Below are 23,457 nucleotides of genomic sequence, written 5' to 3' on the forward strand. Positions count from 1 at the left end.
TCCATCTTCTCACACATCCTCAGTCCCAATCCCTTCCGCGGGGTGGAGCAGCCCGGTAGCTCGTCAGGCTCATAACCTGAAGGCCGCAGGTTCAAATCCTGCCCCCGCAACCAAATCATCGCACACGGTCACAAACGCACAAAACCCCCGGCGCGCTCGCGTGCGGGGGGGGGGTGTGCGTTTGGGGGATTCGGCCGGTTTTATCAAGCATCCGCGCCGGTAGGGCGAGAGATGATAACCTGGCGCATCCACGCCTCTCGTCTCCGATGACACCTCTCCGTCGTAGAGGCTTGCCGCTAAAAATCTGCCGGGGGAGGGGGATCATGCATGCTGAAAATCTTTCTTCCCGGGCGTAACCCGAAGCGGGAGCCACTTTCCATCCAACACCATTAAAGCGCGTCCCGTCAGGCACATCTTGGAAACTCTGCAGGCTCATAATGGAGTTCCACCACGGGCGGCCCAAGCCATCCGCCCGGCGGACGGGGTTCTGCTCGCCACCCTATCGCACCAGCGTCTTCACCCTTTTGCTTCCGTCTTCCAGATGACGTGGCTTGTGTTCTCCGTCGGTTTCCGGAGACGCAGACGCGACGGATGAACTTGGCCCGATCCGCTCCGAGCGTCCGACCTCGAACATGATCGAGGTCGCGGTGAGCGTGGAAATCGGCCATGATGGTGCGTCTTCATCCGCATCTCGAAATCCGTCCCCCCCATGCCCTTCATCCCGCTTCCCTTTGTCGTTGCCCTCCTGTTGCTCATTCTTCTCACCGTCGTGCTTCGACGTGACGGGGGATCATCGCAAAACTTTCCTCTGCTGGCGTTGATCATTCTGAGCATCTGGCAGTCGGTTTTGTCGGGTTTGCGTTGGGGATATGATATTCGCACGATGATGTTTCTCGCGCCTGTGGGGGCCGCGATCGTGCCGCCTTTGGCTTATGCCGGCGTCGTCCAACTCGTGCGGGGAAGCAGGCGTTTCAAGACGTGGCAGTTTGGACTTCATGCCATTCCTGCTTTGACTGTCGTTCTCTTCCTCCTCGCATCGCGGGATCTGATCGACGTCCTTCTCGTCGGCGAGTTCGTCGGGTACGCGCTTGCCATTCTGCTGCTCATGCGGCCGGGTGCGGATGCCTTGCGGTTGGCGCCGTTCGAGGGCGCGGCGCCGGCCTATCGGGCCATTCTGTTTACGGCTTTCTCTCTTCTCCTGTCCGCGGCTGGCGATACGTTCGTCTTCCTCGATCTTATCTGGACGCACGGCGAATATGCGCGGCCGGTGATTGCGATCAGCAATCTCTTTCTGCTTACGATTCTGTCGGTTGCTGCGGCGTCCACGGGCTCCCCGTCGGAGCCGGTCGTGGTCGTCAGTCCGCCTCCGCAGGTTGATGTTGCCGAGGATGCCGGGACGATGGCGGCGATCGATGCGTTGATGCGGGCGAGGCGTGTGTATCGCGACGTCGATCTCAATCTCGATCGGCTGGCGCGCAAAGCCGGTATTCCGGCGCGGCAGATCTCCATCGCGATCAACCGGGCGACGGGCAAGAACGTCTCGCAATATGTCAACGAGCAGCGCATCGCCGAGGCGTGCCAGCTGCTTGCTGAAACCGAGCGGTCGGTGACCGAAATCATGTTCGATGTCGGCTTCCAGACGAAGTCGAATTTCAACCGTGAGTTCAAGCGCGTAACAGAGATGACGCCGCTGCAATGGCGGGAACGGGCGTCCTCGATCGCGATCTAGCACGGTCTCGATCCTGTTTCCGGTCTCGCAAAGGCCGGCAGAGGTCGAGACTGGCGGTATGAACCAACATATCGAACGTCCCACCAAACACACGCTCTCGCTTGCCGAGACACTCGGTTCGCTTTCTCTCGAGCTCGAACCTGCTCATCTTCCGCCGCGAAAGCGCTCGCGTCGGTTCATTCTCGCTCCTGGTCTCCTGATGATCGCGGCCGGTCTCGGTGGCGGGGTTATTTTGGCCTCCGGGTGGACACTGCCTTGGATGGAAGCCACAGCGGTTCAACCGCTAGGTGAAGATAGTCGACCAGCGGAACCCTCTCCGGGCGTGGCTGAGAATCACGTTTCCTCACCGATCGTCTCCTCTCCTGCACGGGAGATCACCGGGTCCGGCTTCGTCATTCCGGAGCAAGGCACACGCGTCTTTTCCAAATATGAGGGCCGGGTGGTCAGGGTTGCGGTCGAGGCCGGAGATCTCGTAACGCGCGGGCAGGCGCTCGTCGTGCTGGAGGATCGCGATGCCCGATTCGGGCTTGAACAGGCGCAGGCTGCAAAGACCGCGGCGGACCTGCAGGAGGTCGCCCGGCGCATCGACCTTGTCCAATCCGAGACGGAACGTGACCGCATGGAGCGTCTGTTCGTCAGCGATGCGGTTTCGAGACAAGTGCTTGATCTGGCCCGTGTTCGGCAGCAACAGGCCGAGAACGCAGCAGCGCAAGGGCGGCAATCCGTCGAGAGTGCGGACATATCGCTTCGGATGGCACAGGATCGCCTCGATGAGCAGACGGTCTCCGCGCCCTTTGCCGGAGTGGTGACAGGCCTCTCCGTGCATGTCGGGGATACGGTTCTCGCCCGTGCCGACAGCGTTCGCGAAGACCAGAGCCTGCTGACGCTGACCGACATGGACCGCCTGGCGATCGATGCGGATGTGGCGGAGGCGAATATCGCAACGCTGAAGCCGGGGCTTGTCGGCGAGGCGGTGCTGGACGCTTTCCCGGATCAGCCCTTTCGGGTCGCGATCCGGCGTCTTGCGCCGGTGGCCTCGGTCGAGAAGGGCACGGTGACGCTTCGCCTCGATCTCATCGACCCGCCGAAAGGCCTGCGGCCCAACATGGCGGCGCGCATTCGCATTCCCATCACCCCGGCAGGAGACATCGCGCAATGACCGAAGCACAGGACATCTACATCCAACTCGAGAGCGTCAGCAAAGCTTATCGCGTCGCCGGGCAGACGCTTCCGATCTTCTCCGGCCTCGATCTCGCCATTCCCAAGGGTGACTTCGTGGCCGTCATGGGGCCTTCGGGCTCGGGCAAATCGACACTTCTCAACATGCTGGCGGGGATCGACCGGCCCGATGCCGGGCGCGTGCGCATCGGCACGCATAGCCTCGATCAGATGGGCGAGGCGGCGCGCGGGTCCTGGCGGGCGCATCATATGGGCATCGTCTTCCAGTTCTATAACCTTCTGCCGATGCTGAATGCCGCCGAGAATGTCGAGCTTCCGCTTCTGCTGAAGCCCTTGTCGGCCCGTGAACGGCGTGTTCGGGTGGAGCGCGTGCTCGATCTCGTCGGGCTTGCCGGACGCGAGCGGCAATATCCCGGCATGATGTCGGGCGGGCAGCAGCAGCGCGTCGGCATTGCCCGCGCCATCGTTGCCGATCCCGGCTTGCTGCTCTGCGACGAACCGACCGGCGATCTCGACCGCGCCTCTGCCGATGATATTCTGGAGATGTTGCAGACGCTCAATCAGGTGCTGGGCAAGACGATCCTCATGGTGACGCACGACCCGCAGGCGGCGCGTTGTGCGAAGCGCACGCTGCATCTGGACAAGGGCGTTTTCGTCGAAGAGGCGAGGGCTGCGGAATGACCTTCCTTCATCTTGCAAGACGAAACGCTTTGCGCAAACCGCTGCGCGCCGTGCTTCTCATGGTCTGCATCGCCACCGCGTTCCTGATCTATGGTCTGACGACGAGTTTTCTCGCCGGGGCGCAGGGTACCTCGGCGGCGAGCGAGGATATCCTCGGCGTGACGAGCGCCGGCGGGCGGACGCAGGCGCTGCCGATGGCTGCTCTCTCACCTCTCGCCGCCATTCCCGAAGTCGCCGGGGTTGCCTATGTGACGCGCGTGCGTGGTTTTGTGGACGTCGAGAAGAATGTCGTTGCGGTGAGTGCGGCCGACATGGCGCGGCTGATGGACGTCAACGGCAAAAGCCTGGGGCTGACGCCGGCACTTCTCTCGGCCATGGATATGGCGCGCGACCGGGTGCTCGTCGGGCGGGCACTGGCGGATGCTCAAGGGTGGACGGTCGGGCAGCGGGTCGCGGTCACGGCGTTCGACGTCGCCAAACAGGATGGCGGCCGTGACTGGCGGTTCGAGATCGCTGGCATTTTCGAGGGTGAGACGGCCTCCACCGACACCTATTTCATGATCGCGCGCTATGATTATGTGAACGCCGCACGTGCCCGGGGACGGGACACTGTCGATGCCTTTGTCGTCCGGCCCTCGGCGCAGGTGTCTCCGGCCGTGCTTGCCGCCCGTATCGATGCGCGGTTTGCCAATTCCGCCAGCCCCACGCGCACGCAGTCGGAAAAGCAGTTCCTCGAAGCCTTCCTGCGGCAATATGCCGATGTCGGCCTCATCGTGAACCTCGTCGTGGGTGCGGCCTTCGTCACGCTCCTGATGATCGTGGTCAACACGATGATCTTCGCCATTCGGGAACGCACCTTCGAGATCGGCGTCCTAAAGACACTGGGTTTCTCAAGCGTCCATATCGTCACCCTCATCCTGGTGGAGACGTCGTTCGTCTTTCTGTTTGGCGGCGGGATCGGGCTGCTTCTGGCGTGGCTTGCGGCGCAGTTTGCCGGCCCAGAACTCGGGCTCGTGTTTTCGCCTGCGGTCCTCGTCAAGGGCGCGGCGATCATGGTCGGCCTCAGCCTTGCGACCGGCGCGCTTCCCGCCATCGCAGCCCTGCGCATTCCCGTCATCAACGCCTTCAGAACACGGTGATCTCCATGTCCACGCTCGTACGACAGACCGGCATCATGATCCGGGTCAATCTTCTCAGCCTGCCACGCCGCCTCGCCATTTCCCTATCTATGGCCTTGTCCATTGCCTTGGTCGTCTGTGTGCTTGCGGGCTTTCTCGCTCTGGCCAAGGGTTTCGAAAGCGCCCTTGCCGGGGCGGGTTCGCCGATGGTCGCGGTCATTCTCGGTGGAGGCGCGCAGCAGGAAAACGGCTCGGATATTCCCCCTGACATCATCCGCTCGCTGGAAGCGACGACGGGCGATATCGGTGCGGTGCGCAATAGTGCGGGGCGGCTTGTCTCGTCGCGCGAGGTCATCGTCGCCGTTGATGTCGATATGGTCGGCGATGATGCGGTTCGCACGATTGCGGTCCGCGGCATGGATGCTGCGGGGGCGTCGATGCGCGATCAGATCGCCGTGTCGGAGGGACGCCTTTTCACACCGGGTGCGCGGGAGATCGTGGTGGGTGACCAGCTTGCCACGACACTCGGCCTCACGGTCGGCCAAAGCGTGCGTCTCGGCGCTGTCGACTGGATGGTCGTCGGGCGATTTTCGGCCCATGGCAGCGCGTTCGAATCCGAGGTCTGGGCCGATCTCGATGCGGTGCGTGCCGGCTTCGACCGGCAGAATACGGTGCAGAGTCTGCGCCTCCGGCTGATGGATCCGGCTGGCCTGACACGCTTGCAGGCCCGGCTTTCGACGCTCGGCACCGTACCTCTCGTAGCGATGACGGAGGCGGATCTTTATGCGGCGCAATCCGGCCGCACGGCGCGGCTCATCCGGCTGTTTGCCTGGCCATTGGCGCTGCTGATGGCCATCGGCGCGACGGCCGGGGCGCTGAACACGATGATGAGTTCCGTTTCCGACAGAACGGTCGAAATCGCCACGGTCCGGGCGCTGGGCTTCCAGCGGTTTGCCGCCTTCGTCGGAACCTGGGTCGAGGCCATGTGCCTTGCCGCGGTCGGCGTCGCCTTGGGTCTCGTTGTCTCTTGGCTCGGCTTCAATGGCTGGCAGGCGAGCACGATCGGGGCCAACAATGCGCGGCTGTCCTTCCAGCTGTCGGTGACATCCGATGTCGCGATCGTCGCCGGCCTGCTCGGTCTTGCGATCGGTGCGCTCGGTGGCCTCATCCCGGCCTTCGTGGCCACGCGGTTGCCGCTGACCGCCGCGCTTCGAGCGCGGGGCTGAGGGACCGGTTTCCACTTATCCCTGACAAACTCCAGGCGCTATGACGTCCGTCGGAAGGTGATGACCGTGAGTTCCGAGGGTCGGCCGAGGCGCAGTGCGAAGCCAGGCCAGAGGCCGGTTCCGTTGTTGACGTAGAGTTGCAGGCCGCCGACCGTGTAGAGGCCGGAGACGAAGCCGTTGTTCGGCCGTGCGAAGAGACGGTCGAGACCCAGAATCAGGCCGCCATGGGTGTGGCCCGAGAGCTGCAAGGCGACGCCGGCGGCGGCGGCGCGTGCCGCCTCGCGGGGCTGGTGGTCGAGAAGAATGATGGGCGTATCTGCCGGCGCGCCCTCAAGGGCCTTTGCGAGATCGGGGCCGGGCAGGTCATGGGCCCTCGCGGAAAGGTCGGTGACGCCGGCGATGGTGATCGAGGCATTGTCCCGCGTTACGGTAGTGTGCTGGTTTTCGAGCAGCCTCATGCCGAGCGAGGCGAAATGCGCCATCCATTCGGCATAGCCGAAGAAATATTCATGGTTGCCGGGAATGGCGATCACCCCGTCGCGGGCCTTCAGCTTTGCAAGCGGCGCCACATCGGCCCGGCGATCCTCGAGGCTGCCGTCGATCAGATCGCCGGTGATGACGATCACGTCGGGCGCGAGTGCATTGGATCTCTCGACGACGGCCTCCGCCCAGGCTTGCGGGAACAGCCGGCTGATATGCATGTCGGTCAGCTGCAGCATCCGGTACCCATCGAAGGACGGCGGCAAATTGGGGATGGCGATTTCGATCGATTTCAGCGGGGGAACGCGGATGGCCTGGGAGACGCCGATGGCCGCCGCAGCCAGTGCCGTTGCGCCCATGGCATAGCGAATCCCCGGGGGAACCGTGATGAGCCGGCCCTTGATGAGGGCGAGCAGCAGCGACACCAGATCGAGCGCGATCTGCAGGACCGCCAGCAGCGCGATGGCGCCGAAGAGCAGGTTGAAGCCGATCACCAGCCAGCGCGGGAACTCCGGCGAGAAAACGGAGCCCGAGGAGAGGCGGCTGAAGAAATGGTATTGGGAGGCAAGCAGCAGGACGATCGCCAGCAGTGCCTTGACCGACCAGAGCCAAGGGAGTGGCTGGATGAAACGAACGAGGACGACCAGCCAGGGTAGTCCGAAGATGAGATGAAACATGCGGCGCCGGATGTGAGGATGAGGATGGGTCCGGTGTAGCATACGGCGCCCGAGAGGCGTTGGACTTTCGCATGGGGATAAGGCCGGTGCCTTGATGTGCGGGGGCACCGGCCTTCGGGAGTGTCGATCAAGGGATTCCAGGCTCGCGGGATCGCGTTCTTTCGAACCCGCGACGCTAAGCATCTTTTAGTAAATCGCAGCTTCGCCGCCGTATTCCGCATCGGTCACCTTGTCGAGCCACGTCACGGCGCTGCCGTCGAGGGCTTCGGCGACGGCGAAGTGGACCATCGGCGTGTCGGCGGCTGCGCCGTGCCAGTGCTTGACCAGAGGCGGGATCCAGACGACGTCTCCGGGACCGAAGGCTTCGCGCGGGGCCCCTTCCTTCTGCACCCAGCCCTTGCCGGAGACGATGTAAAGCGTCTGCCCGAGCGGATGGGTGTGCCATGCGGTGCGGGCACCGGCGGGGAAGGAGACGGTGGCGCCGCTGATGCGCGCCGGGGCATCGCCCTTGTATGGGGTCGAGATCTCAACCTTGCCGGTGAAATAGGCTTCAGGTCCACTTGTGGCGGCCGTGCCGGCACGGGTCAGGGTGATATCGGCTTTTTCGGGCTGGGTTTCTTCGGGCATGGCTTCGGCTTTCTTTTCGTGACGGGTGGCGAGCACGCGCTCCAGGACGGGAACGGCCGACATGGCCCGGGGCCAGCCGGCGTAGAAACCGAGATGGGTCAGAACCTCCGCAGCTTCCGTCTCCGTCAACCCGTTGTCCATGGCCCTGTTGGCGTGAAATGGCAACTGTTCGGGCTGGCCGATGGCGACGAGCGCGGCCATGGTGACGAGGCTGCGGTCACGAGGACTGAGGTCCGGTCGCGTCCACAGATCGCCGAAGAGGACCTTGTTCGTCAGTTCGGCAAGGGCAGGCGCTGTCGGGGAAACCGTGGTGTCCACCGTCCGGCTTCGTGCGGCCTCGGCGCTCGCATCGAGCACGATGCGCGCCGCGTCGCTGTCGCTCACGGATGCGATGTTGCGGGACTCGAACACGGTCTTTGCTTCGGTGACGGCGGATATGGCGTTTGGCCAGCCTGTGTAGAAAGCGAGATGGGTGATGAGTTCGCCGATCTCGCGCGGCTCGACGCCGTTGTCGAGCGCGCGGCCGACATGGCTGCCGATCTGCGCCGATTTGCCGGTGGCAACCAGCGCGGCGACGGTGACGAGGCTGCGATCGCGGGCGGCAAGCTGCGGGCGAAGCCAGACGTCGCCGAACAGCACGTCATCGGTAAAATGGCCGAGCCCGGGCGCGACATCGTAGACGGCTGCGGGCGCGACACGGGTTCGCCGGGTTTCCTCGGCTTCGACCCCCGTGGTGGCAAGGGCCGAAAGGGCGATGGTGGCGGCTATGGTCTTCAAGAGAACCTCCTGTCGATAGTGCCGCACCGGATGGATGGGAGGAAGGTACGGCATGAGGCAGGTAGGGTCTCGGGGAAGTAGGATTAGGCCATGAAAACCGCATGGACCTATCGGCTCTCGCCATGAATGCGCAGATGCGCGGAAACGACTTTGCCGCCTGTCGCCTTTGCGCCGCAAACACTTGGGATACCGGACGACCGGATCTTGCGCCGGAGAGGCGATTGATTCTATCGCGATCTTCCGCGGAACCGAACAGCGCGATACGGGTTCGGGATCTTGACCGAAAGCCGGGTGCCCGCCTGCGAGGCTGGGCCGATGATACCGACATATGGAGGAAACGACAGGATGACGAGGAACGGGTGGTGAGCGAGGAAGCCGACATTTTCGACAAAGTCTTTCTCGTCGTGGAGGACGAATATCTGGTGGCGGCGGATATTCTGGACGTGCTGGGCCGGGCCGGGGCGGATGTCATCGGGCCGGTATCGAGCCTCGAAGGTGCCCTAAAGCTGGTGGACGAGGCGGAGCAGATCGATGCCGCCGTTCTCGACATTCATCTGCGCGGCGCGGAGGTCTATCCCGTGGCGGATGCATTGTCCCTGCGAAATGTGCCGTTCGCCTTCCTGACGGCCTATGACCGGGGCGACCTGCCGGAGCGTTTCCGCGAGGCGCCTTTTCTTCAGAAACCGGTCGATCCCGACGAACTGCTGCAACTCCTGAGCCGGTTGTAGATCGGCCCATAGACAGAGGACAAAGGCCATGACCTCTCATGACGCGCCTCGACCTCCGCTCCTTGCACCTGAGAGCGACGACCTGCTGCGGGTCGTCTTCGAAAGCGCCGTCGATTTCGCGATCTTCTCGCTCGACCCCGAGGGGCGCGTGACGAGCTGGAACACCGGCGCCGAGCGCGTGCTGGGGTTCACGGAAGCCGATATCCTCGGACGGTCGGGTGACGTCATCTTCACTGCCGAAGACCGGGCGGCCGGCGTGCCGGCGCTGGAGCGCACGGATGCCACAGCCCATGGCCGGGCGGAGGACGAGCGTTGGCAGATGCGCAAGGATGGCACTCGCTTCTGGGCATCCGGGCTCACCATGCCGCTGAGCGACCGGTCGGGTTTCGTCAGGATCCTGCGCGATCGGACGGAATCGCATCTTGCCGGCCAAAGACTGACGGAGAACGAAGAGCGTTTTCGGTTGCTCGCCACCACTATTCCGCAGCTCGTCTTCCGCTGCGTGGCGGATGGGTCGCGCACGTGGGGCAGTCCGCAATGGGTGGATTATTCCGGCCTCGACCAACCGCAGAGCCTCGGGCTCGGCTGGCTGAATGCGGTGCATCCGGAGGATCGCGCCCTGACGCTTTCGGCCTGGCAGGCGGCGGCCGATACCGGTGAGTGCTATGTCGAGCACCGCCTTCGCCGCGCCGCCGATGGCGCCTATCGCTGGCACCAGATGCGGGCGCTGCCGGTGCTGACGGCGTTCGGCGAGCAGACGGGCGACTGGATCGGGACCATGACCGACATTCACGAGTTGCGCGCGATGAAGGATCGGCAGGACGTGCTGGTGGCCGAACTCCAGCACCGTACGCGCAATCTTCTTGCCGTCGTCCAGTCGGTCGCCAGCCAGACGTTGCGCAGCAGTACCTCGATGGAATGTTTCGGTGCCGAGTTTTCGAGCCGGTTGCGGGCGCTCAGCCGGGTTCAGGGGATCGTGGCGCGGGCGGCGGAGACCATTTCGCTGCGGGACCTGATCGAGGGCGAGTTGCGGGCGCATGGTGCCGCGTCCCGTATAGAGGCGGTCCATGTGGAGGGGCCGCCGGTGACGGTGCCGACGCCGGGCGTGCAGGCGCTCGGCCTGGCGCTGCACGAGCTTGCGACCAACGCCATCAAATACGGCGCGCTCAGCCAGGAAAGCGGCGTGCTACGCATTTCCTGGACAATCGAAGACCATGCGGGAGAGCGGGCCGTATGGCTGGTATGGCAGGAAGAGGGTGTGAGCATGCCGAGGGACGACGCGCCTCGCCGCAAGGGCTACGGCCGCGAGCTGATCGAGCGGGCGCTGCCGTATCAGCTGAATGCGGAAACCGAACTGCAGTTTCTCGACGACGGCATTCGCTGTCTGATCCGGGTTCCTCTTCCCTGATCCGGCAGCGTCCTGCTGACGCTCTCGACCGAAAAGCGGGTGGGCCTGACAAGCCGGGTGGCAGGCGGCGGATCGTGCGTCCCCTGATAGGGCACAGGATCCGCCGCCTGCTTTTTCAAACGGAAGCGCCGATCAGACGATCAGGATATCGCCGTGGTGAAGATCCGCGATTTTCGTATCCGCCAGGACGACGCTGCCGCCGAGCCAGGAGAGGACGGCATCCGCGCCGGACTGCACGAAATGCGAGAGTGCCGCATCGGCCGTCTTGAAGAGCGAGGCGCTGAAGAGAAGCGTATCGTGCCCCTCCACCCCCTTGTTGAAGTCGGTGATGACGTCACGGCCGGAGGCGATCTTCGAGAAGTCGAAGACATCGCTGCCAACCCCGCCGGACAGGCGGTCATTGCCCGCACCGCCGGACAGCACATCATTGCCGATGCCGCCGAAGAGTTCGTCATCCCCGGCATCGCCGAAGAGCTGATCGTTGCCGGTGCCGCCGTGCAGAAGATCGTTGCCGGCGCCGCCGCGAATGACGTCGTTGCCGGCAAGGCCGAAGATGCGGTCGACACCCGCGGTGCCGCCGAGGTTGTTATCGCCGCCCGTGCCTTCGACATGGCCGACATAGGTCTTGTCGCTCAAGAGCAGGGTGTCGAGCTTGGTTTTCGTGACGGTGTAGCTCGTCGGAATGACTGAGCCGAACTCGACCCGCTCGACCGAGGTCATTTCCTTCAGCCCGTATTGACCCGACAGGGCATGCATCACGAGTGTACCGTCCGACAGGCGGATGGCCTCGTAATTGCCGATGGCGCCGGCCAGCTGCACCGTGTCCGTGCCGTCGCCGCCGACAACCGTGTCGTTGCCCGTGGACAGGCTGAAGCGATCGTTTCCGGCAAAGCCTTCAAGGAAATCGCTGGCCTTGCCATCGCGCAGCAGGTCGGCCTTATCGGAGCCAAGAATGAAGGCCGGTGCTCCGAAATGGCTGGAGGTGTCGCGTGCCACGTCCTCCACCCAGGTGACGGGGCGCAGGAGATCGCTCAGTTGCGAGACGACGATCGCGCTGTCCTTCTCCATGATGGGTGCGAAGCTCGACCGGGCCATCGTCGCGAACGCGTCCGAGAAGATGTTGGTGACGTGCGAATTCCAGCCGCCGACGATGTTGAAGACGCTTGTCGGTCCGAAAGGCGAGAGGGGGTTGGCGTAGAAGTCGTTGAAGAGAACGGTGTTGTCGTTCGAACTGCCGAACTCGCGGTCCTTGTGGACAAGGGCTTCCGTCACGCCGTCGATGATGCTGTCGGTCGATGTCCCCAGCGCCCGGTAGACGAGATCGTTCTCGCCGCCGAAATTCATGATCTTCTCGCTGTTGTCATAGATATTCGGCGAGTCGAACCCGAAGTAATTCGCGTTTTCATAGAAGCCGCCGGCGACGGCGGGTGACCGCTCCGCCATGATGTTGGTCGCACCGCCGCCAAGGCTGTAGCCGGTGACGACGACATCCTCCCCGGTCAGTCCATGAGCCGAGGCGAAGCGCGCGGCGGCTTCGAGGACGTAGACGAACTGATCGAGATACTGACCCTTGGCCAGTGTGAGATAATCGGGCAGGTCGCCGATATCGCTGGTTCCGGCAAAGGAGATGCCGAGGCGTTCGATCGCTCCGCTGGCGCCGGTATAGGCGAGGATCTTTACCTGCGCGCTGAGCGAGGTCGATCCATGGAAGAAGCCGAAACTGTCGACGTCATCCGCCGGCAGGTTCACATCCGCGGCTGTCAGGTCATGCCAGCCCGCCGGTGGCGAGAAATTGCCGCTCGTTCCCGTTACCGTCGTCGCGAGCTCTCCCAAGGCTCCGAACGCTCGCAATTGTCCATAGCGCGCGAGGTTGAAGGCCTCCGAGACCTCTGCGCTCGCGTCTCTTCCCTTATAGTCAAATAGTGCCATCGGTTCCTCCCGTTGACGTATACGTTAACGGAATCCAACTTACTCCTAATTCACGAACAGCGAAAGTGCCCTTGTCGCTGACCGGGCGCACTGCGTCCCGAGGCCGCATGGCGGTTGGTCGGCCATGAGAGGTGCAAGCTCCAGCTTTGTCCGGTGCATCCTTGGCGTCAGGTTCATCCGGGTGGTGTCACGGCAATACCAAAAAAAACCAATTCCCAAATTGCAGAACGACTCTTCCAAAAGTTGCATTCATTTATATTTATCGATAATTCAATGTCTTAAGACAATCGTTAAAAATCGCCTGCTGGAGGGCTGGACGATTGGCCTGTTTTTGGTATTGTCCATTTCAAGGACGAAATCCGGCGCGATACGGACCTGTCGATACCGTCGAACGATCCCGGGAAAAGGTCGATCGATGTGGTGGCAGGATACAAGAATTGCCGGTTTGCAGTCCTGTATCGCAGTGCGGTTCGATCGTTCATGAAAATGAATTTCACGATTGTTCACGAAGACGGAATTTATGTTGACGAGATCGCTGATCTGACACAGGCTGCGAAAATAAATTACGAAAAAACGGGGAGCAGGCCGATATGAAGGTCGCCATTATCGGGCTTGGGTTTCGGCTGGGATATCTGGGCCGCATTTTCAGGGACATGGATCCGACGTTTGAGATCGTCGGTCATGTCGATCCGGCGCCGGCAGGTCTGCCGGGTCTTGACGAAGCGGGCATTTCCGCCGGCAAGGCCTATGCGACGCCACAGGAGATGATCGCCTCGGAGACCTTCGATCTCCTGATGGTCGGTTCTCCCAATCATATGCATCTCGAGCATATCCGCATCGGGCTCGAGGCCGGGCTGACGGTTTTCACCGAAAAGCCGATCGTCGTCACCATCGAGGAAAGCCTCGAGCTGGCGCGTCTTCTCCATCGTCACGGCCATGACCGTCTGCTGGTCGGCCTCGTGTTGCGCTATTCGCCGCTCTACCGCGACCTGCGGCAGGCGCAGGCCGAAGGACGGCTCGGCGAGATCGTGTCGATCGAGGCGTCCGAGCATATCGAGCCCTATCACGGCGCCTTCTTCATGCGCGACTGGCGCCGCTACGGCCGCTATGCCGGCGGTTTCATGCTGGAAAAGTGCTGCCACGACCTCGACCTCTATAATGGCGTGGTCGGTGCGCGTCCGCGCTACGTGTCCTCCTTCGGCGGTCGCAAGAGCTTCATTCCCGCCAACGATCCGCGCAATGAAGGCGCCAACGACATGGAAGTCTACCACCGCAAGCCGAGCGGCTGGGAAGGCTCCGACAAGGTGTTCGACAGCGATGGCGACCTGATCGACTATCAGACAGCGATCGTCGAATATGAAAACGGTGCGGCCATGACGTTCCACACCAATTTGAACGTGCCGGACCAGTTCCGCCGCTTCTGCGTCATCGGGTCCAAGGGCATGGCGGAAGGCGATTTCGTGCGCGGCTATCTCGATGTGCACAGTGCGCGCAACAACGAGAAGGTTGTCGCCAAGACCTATCAGGCGCCGTCCGAGATGTCGCATCATTACGGTGCCGACGAGCAGATGGCCGAAGACGTGTTCAAGTTCATTACGGAAGGCCAGACGCTGCCTGTGTCGGCGCTGAACGCCATCGAAGCGGGCATTCTCGCATTGGCGATGGATGAGGCCCGGTTTGCCCGCAAGGTCGTCGACCTCGCGCCTGTCTGGGCCGAGTACGATGCCTGCCTGCATGGCACAGCCGCTGCGTCATCCGCCGCACAGACCAAGTCTGCTTGAGAGGACAGGTCATGGAAGCCAAACGAAGCACCGTCCTCTTCGCCTGGCTCCTTATGGCGCCGGCTATTCTCTACGTCACCGTCATCGTCGCCTATCCGCTCGTGGATACGTTCATCCTGTCCTTCACGGATGCATCCCTGAAGAAGACGACGAACTGGGTGGGCTGGGCAAATTACAGCAAGATCTTCAACGCCACCTTCGCCGAAGTCATCATCCGGACCTTCATCTGGACGTTCTTTTCGGTGTCGCTGAAGATGATCATCGGCACGTTCGGCGCTTCCATGCTGAATGCGGCCGTGCCCGGCCGGGCGCTTTTCCGCGTGTTGACGATGCCGCCCTGGATCGTGCCCATGGCCATCGGCATCTTCATGTGGGGCTGGATGTATAACGGCCAATTCGGCATGATTTCGGGTCTGCTCCAGCGCTTCGGCCTGTCCGACAGCCCGATCGCCTTCCTTGCGCAGGGCTCCACCGCCTTCTGGGCGACGGTCATTACGGATGTGTGGATCGGCGTTCCCATGGTCACGCTCTATATGCTGGCGGCCATGCAATCGATCCCGCAGGATCTCTACGAGGCCGCCTGGACGGACGGTGCCGGCCGGCTCTACCGCTTCCGCCGCATTACCCTGCCGCTGCTGGTGCCGTCGATGATCACGATGTCGATGATTTCCATGATCTCCACCTTCAATTCCTTCGACATCATCTGGATTCTGACGCGCGGCGGGCCGACCGGCGAGACGACGACGATGATCATCGACACCTACCGGACGGCGATCGGCTCCAACAAATACGGGGAGGGTGCTGCGCGGGCGGTTCTCATCTGCATCTTCCTGTCGATCTTCTGCGTCTTCTACTTCCGCATGACCAGCCGCCTTTCTTCCGGAGACAAGCGATGAAAGAGCCGTCCGTCCTGATCAACCGTTATGCCTGGTACGAGATCATCGGGATCTATGCAGGGATCTTCGTCTTCCTCACCTTCCTACTGGCGCCCTTCGTCGAGGGGTTCCTGGTGTCGCTGAAGCCGTTGAGCCAGCTGTTCTCCTCGCCATACCGCTTCATTCCGGAAAACGGCTCGTTCGAGGCCTACCGAACCATGTGGGTCAGCGTTCCCGGCTTCGCACGCTACATCTTCAATTCGCTGTTCATCTCCAGCGTCGTCACCATCGCCGTCCTGATCCTCGTGGTGCCCGCGGCCTATGCCTTTGCGCGCTTCGAGTTCAAGGGCTCGGGCCAGCTGCTGGGCGCCTTCCTCGCGGTCAACATGTTCTCAGGTGCCGTGCTGCTCATTCCGCTCTTCCGGCTGATGCGCTCGCTCGGCGTGCTCAACACCTATTTCGCGATGATCGTGCCGGGCGTCGCTTTCCTTATCCCCACGGCCATCTGGCTGCTACGCACCTACATGATGCGCATCCCCAAGGAGCTGGACGAAGCCGCCTTCGTGGATGGCGCCAGTCATTTCTATACGCTGCGCCGCGTCATCCTGCCGATCGCCATGCCCGGCATCGTCGTTGTGGCCATCACCACCTTCATCGGCTCCTACGCGCAGCAGTTCATCTATGCGCTCACCTTCAATTCGAAGTCCGAATACGCGCCGCTCCCGGTGGGACTGTTTGCCTATTTCGGACGTCAGGAAGTCGTCTGGAACGAGCTCATGGCGGCGAGTTTCGTCGGCATCGCCCCGGCCATGATCATCATCTTCTTCCTGCAACGCTATCTCGTCAGCGGCCTGACCGCCGGCGCGGTGAAACAATAAGACCAACCACCAGAGAACAAACGGGAGCATAAAACATGACATTTCACTTCAAAACCGGGCTGCTGGCCCTGTCGCTGCTCGGCTCGACCGCGCTCGGCCTGCTCGGCACCGCTGTGACGGCACAGGCTGCCGACCAGGAAATCAGCTGGATCTATTGCGGCGACAAGATCGACCCGATCCACCAGAAGTACATCAAGGAATGGGAAGGCAAGAACGCCGGCTGGACCGTGAAGCCCGAACTGGTCGGCTGGGAGCAGTGCCAGGACAAGGCAACGACGCTGGCGGCTGCCGGTAATCCGGTCGGCATGGCCTATGTCGGTTCGCGCACGCTGAAGGAATTCGCCGAGAACGACCTGATCGTTCCCGTGCCGATGACGGATGAGGAAAAGAAGAGCTACTACCCCAACATCGTCGACACCGTGACCTTCGACGACAACCAGTGGGGCGTGCCGGTCGCCTTCTCGACCAAGGCGCTCTACTGGAACAAGGACCTCTTCGCGAAGGCCGGCCTCGACCCGGAAACCCCGCCGAAGACCTGGGCCGAAGAAATCGCCTTCGCCAAGCAGATCAAGGAAAAGACCGGGATCGCCGGTTATGGTCTGCCGGCCAAGACCTTCGACAACACCATGCACCAGTTCATGCATTGGGTTTACACCAATAACGGCAAGGTCATCGATGGCGACAAGATCGTCATGGACAGCCCGGAAGTTCTGGCAGCCCTACAGGCCGTCAAGGACATCACGCCCTATTCCGTCGAAGGCGCGACCGCCTACGAGCAGAACGAAATCCGTGCCATCTTCCTCGACGGCAAGGCCGGCATGATCCAGTCCGCCTCCGGTGCCGCGGCTCTTCTCAAGAAGACCGACATGAAGTGGGGCGTCGCGCCGCTGCCGCTCGGCCCTTCGGCCAAGGGTGAAGGTACGCTGCTGATCACCGACAGCCTGGCCGTCTTCAAGGGTACGGGCGTCGAGGAAAAGGCGATCGAGTTCGCCAAGTTCATCACCTCGCCGGGCCCGCAGGGCGAATACGAATTGCAGGGCGGCGCTGGCCTCACCCCGCTGCGTCCTTCGGCGCAGGTTGACGAATTCGTCAAGGCCGACCCGTCGTGGAAGCCGTTCATCGATGGTATCGCCTTCGGTGGTCCTGAGCCCCTGTTCAAGGATTACAAGGGCTTCCAGAATGCCATCATCGAAATGGTACAGTCGGTCGTGACCGGCAAGGCCGAACCGGCAGATGCTCTGAAGAAGGCTTCGGCCACGATCGAAGAGTACAAATAAGCCAGTCCCTGCCTGCTGTCGCGGCGACCTTTGCCGCTGCGACAGCACCTTCCCGGGAGCGGGTCCGGTCCTTTTGCGCCGACCCGTCCCCCTTTTTTCGTCCTGACCAACGCCGCCCGCTTCGGCGACCGGAGACCGATGTGATACAGCTCTTCCTCAACAAGGTGCAGAAGTTCTACGGCGACTTTGAAGTGCTCAAGGGCGTGCAGCTCGAGGTGATGAACGGCGAGTTCGTCGTCTTCGTCGGCCCGTCGGGCTGCGGCAAGTCCACGCTGCTGCGCATGATCGCCGGCCTCGATTCCACCACGAGCGGCGATATCATCATCGACGGCGTGCGCGTGAACGACCTTGCGCCGGTCAAGCGCGGCATCGCCATGGTCTTCCAGTCCTATGCGCTGTACCCGCACATGACCGTGTTCGAGAACATCGCCTTCCCCCTGCGCGTGGAAAAGATGGAGGAGAGCAAGCTCAAGGCCAAGGTCGAGAATGCGGCCCGCATCCTGCATCTCGAACAGCGCCTGCAGCAGAAGCCCGGCCTGCTTTCGGGCGGCCAGCGTCAGCGCGTCGCCATCGGCCGTGCTATCGTGCGAGAGCCCAAGATCTTCCTGTTCGACGAGCCCCTGTCGAACCTCGACGCGGCCCTGCGCGCCGATATGCGCATCGAGCTTGCCAAGCTTCACCGCGAACTCAAGGCGACGATGATCTACGTCACGCACGATCAGGTGGAAGCCATGACCATGGCCGACCGTATCGTCGTGCTGAATGCCGGCGATATCTCGCAGGTCGGCGCGCCGCTGGAGCTCTACCACAAGCCGAAGAACCTGTTCGTTGCCGGCTTCATCGGCAATCCGAAGATGAATTTCGTGCCGGTCACCTGCACGGCCATCGGCCCCGCCGGCGTCACGGTCGAATATCAGGGCCAGGCGGTCACGATCCCGGTCGCAAGCCGCGCCGATCTGGTCGGCCAGACCCTGACACTCGGCATTCGCCCCGAACACACGATGTTGACCCCCGGCGACCTTAACATCCCGATCATCCCCTCGGTCATCGAGCGGCTGGGCATCAACACGGTCGGCTATTCCAGCCTGTCGGACGGCACGCCCTATTGCGTGCTTCTGCCCGGTTCCGCACCGCTCGCCGTGGAACAACCCGTCTCCACCGGCATCATGGCGGCGGACTGCCATCTGTTCGAAGCCAGTGGCGAGGCGCTGGAGCGGACGGTGGACTGGCGGAATCTGGAGATACCCGCGGCTATGACGGCGGCTTGAGGGTCGGTAAAGAAAGACCCTCTCTGGCCTGCCGGCCATCTCCCCCCACAAGGGGGGAGAAGACCCGGAGCAACGCCCCGCTACCTAGCTGATGGAAATGGGGAGGTGGCCACAAGTCTTCTCACCCCTTGTGGGGGAGATGGCCGGCAGGCCAGAGAGGGTTTTTCTTTCTTAACCCCTCACCACACCAGCCCCCGCGCCGCAACATCCTCGACCCGCGTCACCACACCCTCCCGATGAAACGTCATGACATCGAACAGGTTCGACACCACGCAGGTGTGGTTCGGCACGATCAGCACCTTGTCGCCGATCTCGGGTCGGGCGCCCGTCACCCGTGACAGGTCCACCACGCCATGCTCTTCGGACAGGCCGGTGATGACCGCATCCGGGTAGTCCACAATCACGCCGTAATCCGAAAATCCGAGCAGATCCGACGTCAACGCCTTGGAGCCGGCATCGAGGACCGCGCGGTCTGGCGTCGGGCGGGCGACGACAGTGGCCAGGACCTGCATGGCGCAGTCGTCGAGCGTGCAGTGGCCGGAGCGGGCCATGGCGCGGTCGTTGTAGACGTAGGTTCCTGCCCGATGCTCGGTGGCCGAGGGCACGTGGTGGGCGGAGAAGAGGCTCGGCGTTCCCCCGTGGCTGACGATCGGGCAGGGGATGCCGAGAGCCTTCAGGCTGGCGATGGCGCTGGAGAAGAAGGCTTCCACGGCCGCTTCGTCATGGGCCTTGGGGTAGGTCAGCAGACCGCCGAAGGTAAGGCCGTCTGCAGCAGCAATCGCCTGTGCCAGGAACACCGCTGCCGCCGGGTCCTGCACGCCGCAGCGTCCGGCGCCAGTGTCGCATTCGACCAGCACGATCAGCGGCTTGGCGCCTGCAAAACGGGCGGAGAGGCCGGCGACCGTGACAGTGCTGTCGGCGACGACCTTGAGGCTTGCAATCCGCTCGTTGAGCACCTTCAGCCGGTCGAGCTTTTCGGGCCCGAGAATGTTGAAGGTGATCAGGATATCGTCGAAGCCGGCGTCTGCGAAAACCTCGGCTTCGGTGATCTTCTGGCAGTTGATGCCGCGCGCGCCGGCGGCTTCCTGCGCCTTGGCGATGGCGGGGATCTTGTGGGTCTTGATGTGCGGCCGGAAGGCGAGGCCGTGGCTGTCGAGATAGGTCTGCACGCGGGCGATGTTCGCCGCCAGCCGGTCCTCGTCGATGAGGGGCAGTGGCGTCGACAGCGACAGAATGGGCTGGCCGATCTGCGGCCGGGGCGGGGTGGTCATCGGCGTCTCTCCCGGTGGTCTCGTTTTTGATGGTGCTTCGTCTTCTGCCGGTTGCCGGAGATTTGCGCAACGGGCTCTCCGATCCGCAAGCGCCGTCCTATCCCGCATCCGCCGCTAACGTGGCATGTCCATGCGGGTCGTCGATGATCGGCCAGATTTCGCGCGAGGCTCGGCGATAAGGGGTTTTTGCCGGGTTGTTCGGGTAGGGCGAGCCGGCGGAGCAGTAGAGGATCTCGGAGGCAATTTTCGAGAAAGCGGCATAGAAGTGGTTGGTGGATTTGATCACCAGCACGTGCTTCTCGGTGGGGTCGATGCCGAGCGCGGTGAAGAGCGACGGGTCATAGCTCTGGACGCGGACCGAACTCAGGATGATGTCGATGCCATCGAGGTGGATGTGCGCGGCGTCGCCGAACGGCGCGACGCTCTCGCCGAAGCGCATCTCGGCATTGCGGACGACGCGCTTGACGGTGACGAGCCCGTCGATCGGGCTACCGGTGCCGGGCGCGGATTTCGCGCCGAAGCGGAGCGGAATTTCGGCGCCTGTGCCGGCCGCGAGGCAGATCTGCACGGCGATCGGATCCCAGATCATGCCCACCGCGACATTGCTGGCTCCGCGCGCCAGAAGGGCCGCCAGGATGACTGTCGCATCCCCGGCCGTGCCGCCGCCCGGATTGTCCCACATATCGGCGATGACGACGGGCCCGCGCGGGTTGGCCAGCGCCCGGTCGATCGCTTCCGCCTCGTCGATCTGCGGCATCATGAAGGTTCCGCGCTTGGAGAACAGCTCGAGGCCGAGTTCGCGGGCCAGTCGTTCGCCCTTGTCGGGATGTCCGTTCGTGATGGCGATGGTTTTCGTGCCCATCTCCGGCACGTCGCCGGCCATGAAGCCGTGGATGACGGAGAGGGACAGGATGTCGGGATCGTCCGCCTCTATCCGCATCAGCCGGTCCACGAAAGAGCGCATTGGCTCCCGCGAGGTCGGGAAGACGTCGATCATCCGGCAGTCGAACACGGACATGACCGGCTTCACACGGCCCTCCAGCGTGTCCACCGCGATCCGCCAGAGGTCCTCGGCGCGATCGACGAAGTCGGTGTGCGGGAATTCCTTGAAGACGACGAAGAAATCGACGGCCGCGACGCGCTTTGCAGTGAGGTGGCTGTGGGGATCGATTTCGGCGCAGAGGAGAATATCCGGGCCGACGATCTCGCGGATGCGCGTCAGAAGATCACCTTCCGGATCGAGATAGCCGTCGGCCACCATCGCGCCGTGAAGCCCCATGACCACGCCATCGACGGGCATTGCGGCCCGCAATTGGTCGAGAATCTCGTCGCGCAGGCTCTCATAGGCCTGCCGGTTGATGAGACCGGCGGGGTCCGCCCAGGCGGCGGTGCCCTCGATCAGCGTCCAGCCTTTTTCCGCGCAGACCTTCCGTCCCACAGTGATGGGGGCGGTGCACAGGGTCGGGGTTTCCGGATGCTGGCCCGGAGGGGCGTAGAGGGACTCCTCGAACGCGCGTCGGTCGATGCAGATCGGCGCGAAGGTGTTGGTTTCCGTGGCGAGGGCGGCGGTAAAGAGACGCAACGGGCTAGGCCTTCCGCAGGTTGGCAGGGCAAGGCGCGGATCTGCGCGCCGCCCGATCTGTTGTCGCTCAGGCAGCCGGGTTCGGCAGGTAACCGGTGAAACCGCAGATCTTCCAGCGGCCCTCATGCAGGCGGCAGGTATAGAGCGTCTGCCACTGCATCACGTCGAGGCTGCCATCGGTCTTGCGGATGCCGCCCTGGAATTTCTTGCGGGCAAGAGCCGTTTCGCCCTTCACCTCGATCTCTTCCAGCGTCGTCGTTGCAAAGATCGCCTGGCGTGGGTCTTCGCCATAGGTCTGGCCCTGAAAGTCGCGAGCCTGCTTCAGCCATTCGTCGCGATAAGCGGCGAGCGACGGAAACGCCAGGTTCCAGTCGTCCGGGTTCGGCTTGTGATTGCCGCTGATGGCGAGAAAGCCGTCCTCGACGAAATCGCCCGAGACCATCGACCAGTCCGCAGCGAGAAAGGCGTCGATGTCGCGGGGGACCAGCATCTCCCAGATGGAATGGCGCGCCACGTCGCTCGCCGGAAAGGGATTGGCATGGGGATCACGCATGGAATGACCTTCAATCTAAATTATTTTCATGGAAGCTCAAAAACTCTGGCCAAGTTCGGTTTTCTATGGTCCATTGTCAATCATCGACGAAAATAATTTGCACGAGGGCCGCGATGACCATCAAGCGATATGGCACTGAGAAAGCCGGTGCCGGTGGCCAGAGGCTGCCTTTCGCCCGCGCTGTGGAGGCTGCCGGCTGGCTGCATGTGTCCGGCCAGGTGGCCATGGAAGACGGCGAGATCATTCCGGGCGGCATCGTCGAGCAGACCCACAAGACCATCGCCAATGTACTCGCCATTCTGGATGAGGCCGGTTACGGCGTCGAGCATGTCGTGCGTTGCGGCGTCTGGCTGGACGATCCGCGTGACTTCTGGACCTTTAACAAGATCTACCAGTCATATTTCGGCGAGCATCCGCCAGCCCGCGCCTGCGTTCAGGCGTCCATGATGGTGGATTGCAAGGTCGAGATCGACTGCATCGCCTACAAGGCGCTGGTGTAAGGAACGCGGCAGAGGTCCGCGTTAAAGGGCTTCAGGGGGAGGCGGGATGGATATCTTCACGACGATCCAGGAAGGCCGGGCACAGTTTTCGCCGTCCGAGCAGCGGATTGCCGATATTCTCCTCGGCGACTTCGAGTTCGCGGTCAACGCCTCCATCATCGAGCTTGCCGAACGTGCGGAGGTATCGCCGCCGACCGTCACCCGTTTCTGCCGCAATGTCGGCTGCCAGAGCTTTTCCGACTTCAAGGTGAACCTTGCAAAGACCGCCTTCATCGGCGTGCGCTATCTCAACCCGGAGGCGAAAAGCACCGAGCCGGCGGATGTGGCGGAGGATGTCATCACCAAGGCACAGAACGCGCTGTTCATGATGCATCGCGCGCTCGATCCCGCGCTGCTGGACAAGGTGGCCGACCGCGTATCCCGCGCCGAGATGGTCTATACGTTCGGCTCCGGCGGCAACTCCTCGATGATCGCGACCGAGATGCAGAACCGGCTGTTTCGCCTGGGCTCCCGGGTGACGGCCAGCAACGATCACAACATGCAGCTGATGCTGACGGCCGCCGCCCGCACCAATGACGTGATCGTCGGCTCGTCTTTCTCGGGCCGCAATCCGGACCTCGCGCGCTGCTTCACGATCGCCCGCGAAAATGGCATCACCACCATCGCGCTCACGCAATCGGACAGCCCGGTTGCCCGGGCGGCCGAACTGGTGGTCGGCATCGACCTGCCGGAGGGGGCCAACATCTTCCGCCCCACATCCACGCGCTTCGCCTTCCTCGCCGTCGTCGATGTAATCGCGAGCCTCGTCGCTTATCGCAACCGCAAGCTTTCCACCGTGACGCTGCGCCATATCAAGCAACAGTTGGTCGAACACCGCGATGGTGACGACCGCCAGATCCTCGGAGACTGACCA

Annotated in this window: 20 protein-coding genes and 1 tRNA gene; 15 read left to right on the forward strand and 6 right to left on the reverse strand. The window is 62.8% G+C overall.

Translation table 11 applies throughout. The features are described 5' to 3' along the window. The first annotated feature begins 36 nt into the window (after window positions 1-36). From G8E10_RS21715 to G8E10_RS21740, 6 genes are all read left to right on the forward strand, one after another. Window positions 37-113, forward strand: a tRNA-Met gene (locus G8E10_RS21715). 596 nt (window positions 114-709) lie between these two features. Next, window positions 710-1,729 (forward strand): helix-turn-helix domain-containing protein, encoded by a 1,020-nt coding sequence (locus G8E10_RS21720; protein ID WP_167130651.1) that lies wholly within the window; start codon window positions 710-712, stop codon window positions 1,727-1,729. A 322-nt stretch (window positions 1,730-2,051) separates the two neighbouring features. After that, window positions 2,052-2,888, forward strand: coding sequence for an efflux RND transporter periplasmic adaptor subunit (locus G8E10_RS21725; protein WP_343289849.1), 837 nt, complete (start codon window positions 2,052-2,054; stop codon window positions 2,886-2,888). Then, on the forward strand, window positions 2,885-3,589 hold the full coding sequence (locus G8E10_RS21730) for an ABC transporter ATP-binding protein (protein WP_132665387.1): 705 nt from the start codon (window positions 2,885-2,887) through the stop codon (window positions 3,587-3,589). Before G8E10_RS21725 ends, G8E10_RS21730 begins: the two co-directional genes overlap by 4 nt. Further along, a complete protein-coding gene (locus G8E10_RS21735; RefSeq protein ID WP_167130653.1) occupies window positions 3,586-4,728 on the forward strand; it encodes an ABC transporter permease in 1,143 nt (380 codons plus the stop codon). Before G8E10_RS21730 ends, G8E10_RS21735 begins: the two co-directional genes overlap by 4 nt. A gap of 5 nt (window positions 4,729-4,733) precedes the next feature. Further along, window positions 4,734-5,933, forward strand: a complete 1,200-nt coding sequence (locus G8E10_RS21740) for an ABC transporter permease (RefSeq protein WP_167130654.1) — start codon at window positions 4,734-4,736, stop codon at window positions 5,931-5,933. 38 nt (window positions 5,934-5,971) lie between these two features. Here the strand turns inward: G8E10_RS21740 and G8E10_RS21745 are convergent, their stop codons facing one another. Next, window positions 5,972-7,090, reverse strand: a complete 1,119-nt coding sequence (locus G8E10_RS21745; protein ID WP_167130655.1) for a metallophosphoesterase — start codon at window positions 7,088-7,090, stop codon at window positions 5,972-5,974. 186 nt (window positions 7,091-7,276) lie between these two features. Beyond that, window positions 7,277-8,494: a (R)-mandelonitrile lyase gene (locus G8E10_RS21750; protein ID WP_167130656.1), complete on the reverse strand. Its 1,218-nt coding sequence runs from the start codon at window positions 8,492-8,494 to the stop codon at window positions 7,277-7,279. 362 nt (window positions 8,495-8,856) lie between these two features. Between G8E10_RS21750 and G8E10_RS21755 the strand changes: the two genes are divergently transcribed. Both G8E10_RS21755 and G8E10_RS21760 read left to right on the forward strand, forming a co-directional pair. Beyond that, window positions 8,857-9,222, forward strand: a complete 366-nt coding sequence (locus tag G8E10_RS21755; protein WP_343289850.1) for a response regulator — start codon at window positions 8,857-8,859, stop codon at window positions 9,220-9,222. 28 nt (window positions 9,223-9,250) lie between these two features. Continuing rightward, window positions 9,251-10,630, forward strand: coding sequence for a sensor histidine kinase (locus G8E10_RS21760; RefSeq protein ID WP_167130657.1), 1,380 nt, complete (start codon window positions 9,251-9,253; stop codon window positions 10,628-10,630). A gap of 132 nt (window positions 10,631-10,762) precedes the next feature. On the opposite strand, the gene G8E10_RS21765 is transcribed toward G8E10_RS21760, so the two are convergent. Further along, on the reverse strand, window positions 10,763-12,559 hold the full coding sequence (locus G8E10_RS21765; RefSeq protein WP_167130658.1) for a calcium-binding protein: 1,797 nt from the start codon (window positions 12,557-12,559) through the stop codon (window positions 10,763-10,765). A 590-nt stretch (window positions 12,560-13,149) separates the two neighbouring features. Here G8E10_RS21765 and G8E10_RS21770 point away from each other — a divergent pair. The 5 genes from G8E10_RS21770 to G8E10_RS21790 all read left to right on the forward strand — a co-directional run bounded on the left by G8E10_RS21770 (window position 13,150) and on the right by G8E10_RS21790 (window position 18,638). Beyond that, the gene (locus tag G8E10_RS21770; RefSeq protein ID WP_132447906.1) at window positions 13,150-14,340 is read left to right on the forward strand and encodes a Gfo/Idh/MocA family protein; all 1,191 of its coding nucleotides are present in this window, start codon (window positions 13,150-13,152) and stop codon (window positions 14,338-14,340) included. Between the two features lie 11 nt (window positions 14,341-14,351). Then, complete coding sequence (locus G8E10_RS21775) at window positions 14,352-15,236, forward strand: carbohydrate ABC transporter permease (RefSeq protein WP_110801951.1); 885 nt, start codon at window positions 14,352-14,354, stop codon at window positions 15,234-15,236. After that, on the forward strand, window positions 15,233-16,093 hold the full coding sequence (locus tag G8E10_RS21780; protein WP_110730547.1) for a carbohydrate ABC transporter permease: 861 nt from the start codon (window positions 15,233-15,235) through the stop codon (window positions 16,091-16,093). Before G8E10_RS21775 ends, G8E10_RS21780 begins: the two co-directional genes overlap by 4 nt. A 35-nt stretch (window positions 16,094-16,128) precedes the next feature. Continuing rightward, on the forward strand, window positions 16,129-17,370 hold the full coding sequence (locus G8E10_RS21785) for an extracellular solute-binding protein (RefSeq protein ID WP_110801950.1): 1,242 nt from the start codon (window positions 16,129-16,131) through the stop codon (window positions 17,368-17,370). A gap of 140 nt (window positions 17,371-17,510) precedes the next feature. Next, the gene (locus G8E10_RS21790) at window positions 17,511-18,638 is read left to right on the forward strand and encodes a sn-glycerol-3-phosphate ABC transporter ATP-binding protein UgpC (protein WP_167130659.1); all 1,128 of its coding nucleotides are present in this window, start codon (window positions 17,511-17,513) and stop codon (window positions 18,636-18,638) included. Window positions 18,639-18,817: 179 nt separating this feature from the next. On the opposite strand, the gene G8E10_RS21795 is transcribed toward G8E10_RS21790, so the two are convergent. The 3 genes from G8E10_RS21795 to G8E10_RS21805 all read right to left on the reverse strand — a co-directional run bounded on the left by G8E10_RS21795 (window position 18,818) and on the right by G8E10_RS21805 (window position 22,044). Further along, window positions 18,818-19,909 carry a D-TA family PLP-dependent enzyme gene (locus tag G8E10_RS21795; protein ID WP_167130660.1) on the reverse strand — a complete coding sequence of 364 codons (1,092 nt, stop codon included), beginning with the start codon at window positions 19,907-19,909 and terminating at the stop codon, window positions 18,818-18,820. Window positions 19,910-20,006: 97 nt separating this feature from the next. Beyond that, window positions 20,007-21,491 carry a M81 family metallopeptidase gene (locus G8E10_RS21800; RefSeq protein ID WP_167130661.1) on the reverse strand — a complete coding sequence of 495 codons (1,485 nt, stop codon included), beginning with the start codon at window positions 21,489-21,491 and terminating at the stop codon, window positions 20,007-20,009. A gap of 67 nt (window positions 21,492-21,558) precedes the next feature. Further along, window positions 21,559-22,044, reverse strand: a complete 486-nt coding sequence (locus G8E10_RS21805) for a hypothetical protein (RefSeq protein WP_110801946.1) — start codon at window positions 22,042-22,044, stop codon at window positions 21,559-21,561. Window positions 22,045-22,157: 113 nt separating this feature from the next. On the opposite strand from G8E10_RS21805, the gene G8E10_RS21810 reads away from it, so the two are divergent. Then, window positions 22,158-22,544 carry a RidA family protein gene (locus tag G8E10_RS21810; RefSeq protein WP_167130662.1) on the forward strand — a complete coding sequence of 129 codons (387 nt, stop codon included), beginning with the start codon at window positions 22,158-22,160 and terminating at the stop codon, window positions 22,542-22,544. Window positions 22,545-22,590: 46 nt separating this feature from the next. Beyond that, entirely contained in the window at window positions 22,591-23,454 is an 864-nt protein-coding gene (locus G8E10_RS21815) for a MurR/RpiR family transcriptional regulator (protein WP_167130663.1), read from the forward strand. Window positions 23,455-23,457 lie beyond the last annotated feature (3 nt).

Source organism: Ferranicluibacter rubi (assembly GCF_011603255.1).
Taxonomy (GTDB): Bacteria; Pseudomonadota; Alphaproteobacteria; order Rhizobiales; family Rhizobiaceae; genus Ferranicluibacter; species Ferranicluibacter rubi.